Origin of the sequence: Bifidobacterium dolichotidis (assembly GCF_003951975.1) — a bacterium.
In the GTDB taxonomy this organism is placed as follows: Bacteria; Actinomycetota; Actinomycetes; order Actinomycetales; family Bifidobacteriaceae; genus Bifidobacterium; species Bifidobacterium dolichotidis.
Map to the genome: position 1 here is coordinate 680,421 of NZ_QXGM01000002.1, position 6,000 is coordinate 686,420.

4 protein-coding genes are annotated in these 6,000 nt (G+C 51.9%); 2 read left to right on the forward strand and 2 right to left on the reverse strand.

The genetic code is table 11. The annotated features are described in order from the left end of the window. Positions 1-117 precede the first annotated feature (117 nt). On the reverse strand, positions 118-2,574 hold the full coding sequence (locus D2E26_RS06635; protein ID WP_125963896.1) for a glycogen/starch/alpha-glucan phosphorylase: 2,457 nt from the start codon (positions 2,572-2,574) through the stop codon (positions 118-120). A gap of 685 nt (positions 2,575-3,259) precedes the next feature. On the opposite strand from D2E26_RS06635, the gene D2E26_RS06640 reads away from it, so the two are divergent. After that, on the forward strand, positions 3,260-3,670 hold the full coding sequence (locus tag D2E26_RS06640; protein WP_125963897.1) for a sterol carrier family protein: 411 nt from the start codon (positions 3,260-3,262) through the stop codon (positions 3,668-3,670). Between the two features lie 118 nt (positions 3,671-3,788). Here D2E26_RS06640 and D2E26_RS06645 read toward each other — a convergent pair whose 3' ends face one another. After that, positions 3,789-4,148, reverse strand: coding sequence for a DUF3073 domain-containing protein (locus D2E26_RS06645; RefSeq protein WP_125963898.1), 360 nt, complete (start codon positions 4,146-4,148; stop codon positions 3,789-3,791). Between the two features lie 225 nt (positions 4,149-4,373). On the opposite strand from D2E26_RS06645, the gene trpS reads away from it, so the two are divergent. Next, a complete protein-coding gene (gene trpS, locus D2E26_RS06650) occupies positions 4,374-5,504 on the forward strand; it encodes a tryptophan--tRNA ligase (protein WP_125963899.1) in 1,131 nt (376 codons plus the stop codon). Positions 5,505-6,000: the final 496 nt, after the last annotated feature.

Here is a 6,000-nt window from a genome sequence, read left to right on the forward strand (position 1 = left end):
TGGCACTTACGGAAATAACAAATAAAGAAACCCAAAAAGGTGACGGCCAAAAAGAAAAACCCGCGACCCAGCAGTAACGCTAGGCGCGGGTTTTCTTAACGGTTAGAACGCGTCAACTCACTTATCGAGTGGGCCCGTCTTCCAAATGCGCTCAAGGTAATCCTCAATCGAGCGATCGGAGCTGAAGTAGCCCGAGTTTGCCACGTTGATAATTGCCTTACGGTTCCATTCGAGCTGATCAGCGTACAGAGTATCGATCTGCGACTGAATGTCGTGGTAAGCCGTGAAATCAGCGAGCGTCATGAACCAATCCTTGGTCAGCCAGTCAGCGACCAGAGGAGCGTAGGTGTTACGATCGCCGTTCGAGAACGTGCCGCCAGCAACCATATCGATTGCTGCCTTCAGACGTGGATCGGAATCGTAGTACTCAGCTGGGTTGTAACCCTTGGCGTACAGAGCCTCAACATCCTCAACGGTCATGCCGAACAGGAAGAAGTTCTCAGCACCAACGCGAGCACGAATCTCAACGTTTGCACCGTCGAGCGTACCGACCGTCAGAGCGCCGTTCAGGGCGAACTTCATGTTCGACGTACCCGAAGCTTCCTTACCAGCCTGCGAGATCTGCTCATCGAGCTCGGTTGCAGGGATCAGGATCTGAGCAACACGGATGTTGTAGTTGTAAGGGAATGCAATCTTGAGCTTGCCCTCAACATCTGGATCGTTGTTAATGACCCAAGCCACGTTGTTGATCAGCTGGATCGTCAGCTTAGCCATGTAGTAGCCAGGAGCCGACTTTGCACCGAAGATGAACGTACGAGGCGTCAGGTCTGCAGCCTTGATCTTGCCGGACTTGATGTCTGCGTAGGTTGCGATGATCTCGAGGATCTTCAGCGACTGACGCTTGTACTCGTGCAGACGCTTAATCATCGTGTCGAACATCGTCGATGGATCAAGCTGGAAGTTGTACTCGTCCTTGGCGAACTGAGCGAACTTGATCTTGTTGTCGTGCTTGACCTTAGCGAACTTCTTCACGAACTCGTCGTCCTGAGCGAGTGGCTCAAGACCCTTGAGCATCTCAAGATCAGACAGCCACTTGTCGGTGCCGAGGCCCTCGGTGATGAGGTCGGACAGACCTGGGTTTGCGAGCTTGACGAAGCGACGAGGCGTCACGCCGTTCGTCACGTTCGTGAACTTCGAACCGTACAGATCCGAGAAGTCGCGCAGCGTGACGTCCTTGAGCAGCTGGGAATGCAGCTCAGCCACACCGTTGACGTGCGAGCCAGCGTAGGTTGCAAGGTAAGCCATGCGAACCTGCTTGTTGTCACCCTCGGTAACAATGCGCATGCGCTGAATCTTGTCCTGATCCTGAGTCAGACCAGCGAGCTCCTTGAGGAACTGATCGTTGATCTTCTCAATGATCTCCATGTGGCGAGGCAGCAGCTTGGAGATCAGGCTTGCAGGCCAAACCTCAAGTGCTTCAGGCAGCAGCGTGTGGCACGTGTAGTTGAACGTCTTGGTCGTAATGCCCCAAGCCGTATCCCAGTCGTAGCCATACTCATCGATGAGGATGCGCATGAGCTCTGGAATACCAATAACTGGGTGCGTATCGTTGAGCTGGAACGTGATCTTGTTAGGGAACGTCGTCAGATCAGGGTTCTCTTCACCTGGGTAGAAGACGCGGATTGCGTCGTGCAGCGAAGCGCTCGTGAAGAAGTACTGCTGCTCGAGGCGCAGTTCCTTACCGACCTGAGTCGAATCTTCTGGGTACAGGATCTTCGAGATATTCTCAGCCTTGACCTGTGGCTCAACAGCCTTCATATACTCGGACTTGTTGAACTCGAGCAGATCGAACTCGTCGTAGCTCTTAGCCTGCCACAGGCGCAGCGTATTCACGCGGCCCGAAGCATAGCCTGGAACCATGTAGTCGACTGGGATTGCGCGAACAGACCAGTCTGGCTTCCACACGCGCTTACCATCTTCGGCAACAACCTTGCCACCGAAGTTCACGCGCTGCGAGCGACCATAATCGATGTGGCCCCAAGGATCTTCATTAGCGAGCCAGTAGTCAGGACGTTCAACCTGCTTACCGTTCTCATCGAATTCCTGACGGAAAATGCCGTACTTGTACTGAATGCCATAGCCGAAGGCAGGCACACCAAGCGAGGCCAAAGAATCAATGAAGCATGCAGCGAGACGGCCAAGGCCACCATTGCCCAGACCTGGCTCGTATTCAGCGTCAATTACCTTCTGTGCATCAAAGCCGAGCTCTTCTACAGCGGCGTAGAACTGATCAGTCAGACCAGCGTTCAGCAAAGAATTGCGCAGTTGGCGTCCCATCAGGAACTCAGCAGACAGGTAGCCAACGGCCTTCGTGTTGCCATTGACCATATCCTGCTGGGTCTTCATCCATGAATCCATGAGATGACGGCGCACGGCCGAGGATGCAGCCACATAAACATCAGCAGCTGTAGCCTGCTCTGGAGTTACACCCTGTTCGTACTTGAGAAGTTCACGAATTTCATTGGCGAAATCCTCCGACGAAATCGGGGACTTCGGTGCGGTCAATTCGGTCATGTAATAACTCCCTTAGTTGGATAGTTGTTTGGAACGAGGCTCATGGGGTAGCTTTTCACATGCAGCGCACCTAGACATTGGCTGTATGTATACGTTCTCAGAGGAAATCATAACATAGTAAAGCAAAGCGCAAAAAGTCAGGGTTTCCAACGATGAAAACGTAGTCATCCTAGATTGTTTTCTACCCATTTACCCATGCTTTACGATGCAATTTCTCTAATCGCACCTCACATACTTCGTATCTGGTTTGCATCATGCCGCGTCTTGCTTGAAATACCATGAAGAACACGTCGTGTTCTCGACTGGCTAACATTGGCGGCATTTGCATGTGACGCTAACCGTCACTGCACTAGACTCCCCTGAACCTGACGAGTATGCCTCTTGTATTCATTCTTTTCAGTTGTCACGGATGAATCCGCTATTGAGCCGTAACAACCTTGTTCATTGTGCATGGCTCAACTTTGTATTACGAGCTAACATCCAAAATGCAGAATCTATTCCTCTGCGCACTCCCCTCACGCGCACATCTACACCCCCGTTAAACCCCCTATTTAAAGCCATTTTCGCAGAATTCCGTCATTCTCAAATCTTCACATAGTTCAATGAATATACTTGCGCACAATATGCTCTGAGCATCGCGTTGCTACAGCGAAGCGCAATACCTACTTGTGGGTAGAACAGAACTATGGCTGTTATTCGAAAACAAGATCTAGGAAAAGGCGAGGATGCGTTCTTTCAATGGGATGCAGCGGCCAAACAGCTCGTGCGCCAAGGTGAGCAGCCGACTGAAGTGAGTCCTGCTTTGCCGCGTTCGGTGATGGCAATGGCCGTACGATTCTCACTGCACGTACTCGAAACAAAGGCTCCAGGCCCGGGCGTTGAAGTGCGCGTCGCTCCTTGGGGTGCCATCAAAATTCTTGAAGGACCTGCTTCAGATCCGCATAATTTAACGCCTCCCGACGTTATTGAGCTCGATCCGGACGTCTGGCTTCGCGTGGCAACGGGCATAACAACGTGGCATCAGGAGCGCGATCTAGGCCGTATTACAGCCGTCGGTGAGCGCGACGATCTCACGGCACTGCTGCCGCTCATTTAGTTCGCCACTCACTGAGTTCCGGAAGCTAAGTCTCGGAAACTATCGACAGCGCAAAACAAAACGGCTCTGTTCAACAACTGGTGCTGAACAGAGCCGTTAACGTTTCGTTACGCTCAACTCACTTTGATTCGTGCGAACCGTGACGGAATGCGTCTGGAGTTGGCATTGGAATCGGCTTGTGTGGCTTGACTGGCTTCGGTGCAGCCGTTTGTGCGGCCCACTGAGCGTACTCGTCCAAGTCATCATCGGTTACGTCCGACTCGGAATCCTTGTAATCATCGGCATACTCATCTTCATACTCGCTGTATTGAGATGACTTCTGCTTTTCTTCCACATCGGCAAACGGATCGAACGATCCTGAACCAGGCTCTTGAGCTCCAAGTTCCTTGGCCAGCTCGTCGTAATCGGTGTCTGTGGTCAGATACTTAAGCTTCCGAGCGATTTTCTGCTGTTTAGCTTTCTGGCGTCCGCGGCCCATCTGACCCCCTGCTTGAGATTCCCGGTATTAATTCACATATAAGAGAGTACCACTGCTCATGACTTGTAGACAGCATAGTTTCAAAGCTTGTAGCCAAGTGCTTGAAATAGGTGGTGTTGTCGAATCAAATTCATACGATGAGACCAAGTTTTTACTATGTAATCCACTGAAATTATGCGTGCTGACGTAGCTCGCGCATATGCAAGTGCACACCAAGGACGGATGATGACTGACAACAACGAGAAGCAGGCAGCGCAAGAATCGCAGCAGGCTCAGCTAACCGCTGCAGGTAACGAGATGAGCGCAAGCTTCCTGGCTGCAAAGAAGCGTTCTGATGCAACGCTTGCCAAGCTGGAAGCAAATCCTTCGAAGTTCACTATGCTGACTGGCGACCGTCCAACTGGTCGTCTGCACCTCGGACACTACTTTGGTTCTATCCGCGAACGCGTGGCTATGCAGAACCGTGGCGTGAACACGAACATCATCATCGCTGATTATCAGGTCATCACCGATCGCGATACGACTGAGCACATTGAAGATAACGTGCTCAACCTCGTGCTCGATTACTTGGCTGCTGGCATTGACCCAACCAAGACGATGATCTTTACGCACTCGGCTGTTCCTGCAGAAAACCAGCTCATGCTGCCATTCCTGTCGCTCGTCACTGAGGCTGAGCTGCACCGCAACCCAACCGTGAAGTCCGAAATGGAAGCTTCGGGCCACGCACTGACCGGTCTGCTGCTGACTTACCCAGTGCACCAGGCTTGCGATATTTTGTTCTGCAAGGCAAACGTGGTGCCAATCGGCAAGGATAACCTGCCACACGTTGAGATCACGCGTACGATTGCTCGTCGTTTCAACGAGCGTTACGCCAAGAAGAACCACGTGTTCCCAGAGCCAGCCGCAATTCTTTCGGATGCTCCTGAGATTCCAGGTCTTGATGGCCGCAAGATGAGTAAGTCGTATGGCAACTCGATCATGCTGGGTGCAACGGCTGAAGAAACCGCAAAGCTGATCCGTAAGAGCCCAACCGACTCCGAGCGCATGATTACGTTCGATCCAATTAACCGCCCACAGGTGTCGGCTCTGCTGACGACTGCAGGCCTTGTTACGGGTCGCGATCCAAAGGAAATTGCTGAGGAAATCGGTATGGGCGGCGCAGGCACGCTGAAGAAGTACGTGACCGAGTCCGTTAACGAGTTCTTGGCTCCACACCGTGAGCGCCGTGCTGAGCTCGCTAAGGATATGGATTCGATTCGCGACATTCTGCACGAGGGCAATGCTCGTGCAAACGCCATCGCAAACCAGACGCTTGAAGAAGTGCGCGAAGCTATGGGCATGAGCTACGACTGCTGATTCCAGTTATTGAGAACGGTTTCAGTTCTGAGGCGGGTTCATCAGTTCTAACGCTGATTCCTCAGTTCTGATGTGGATTTCTCAGTCCTGACGCTGGTTCCCTCAGTTCTGATACTCGTTTCCCAATTCTGATGTGGATTTCTGACATCCACTGCTCAGGATCCATACTTTGACTTGAACCTCAAAGCCCTTCGAGTGCTGTCTCGTCGGATAACCGACGCAGCTGCACGCGAAGGGCTTTTTGCATGCAAAATCCTCGGTTAACCGACAAAACGGCACTCGAAGACACTGTTCACGTGCAGATTTCTCGATTAACCGACAAAATGGCACAGATAGAGGCAAAATTCCGGATTAATCACGCTTCACGTGCACTCCCGACATATACCCGAGAAAACGGCACTCGAAGATACCCTTCCCGTGCATAATCCTCAGGTATGCGACGTATTTGCACGTAAGCATCAAAAATCTTTGATTTCGAGTGCTTCGTATGCAGATT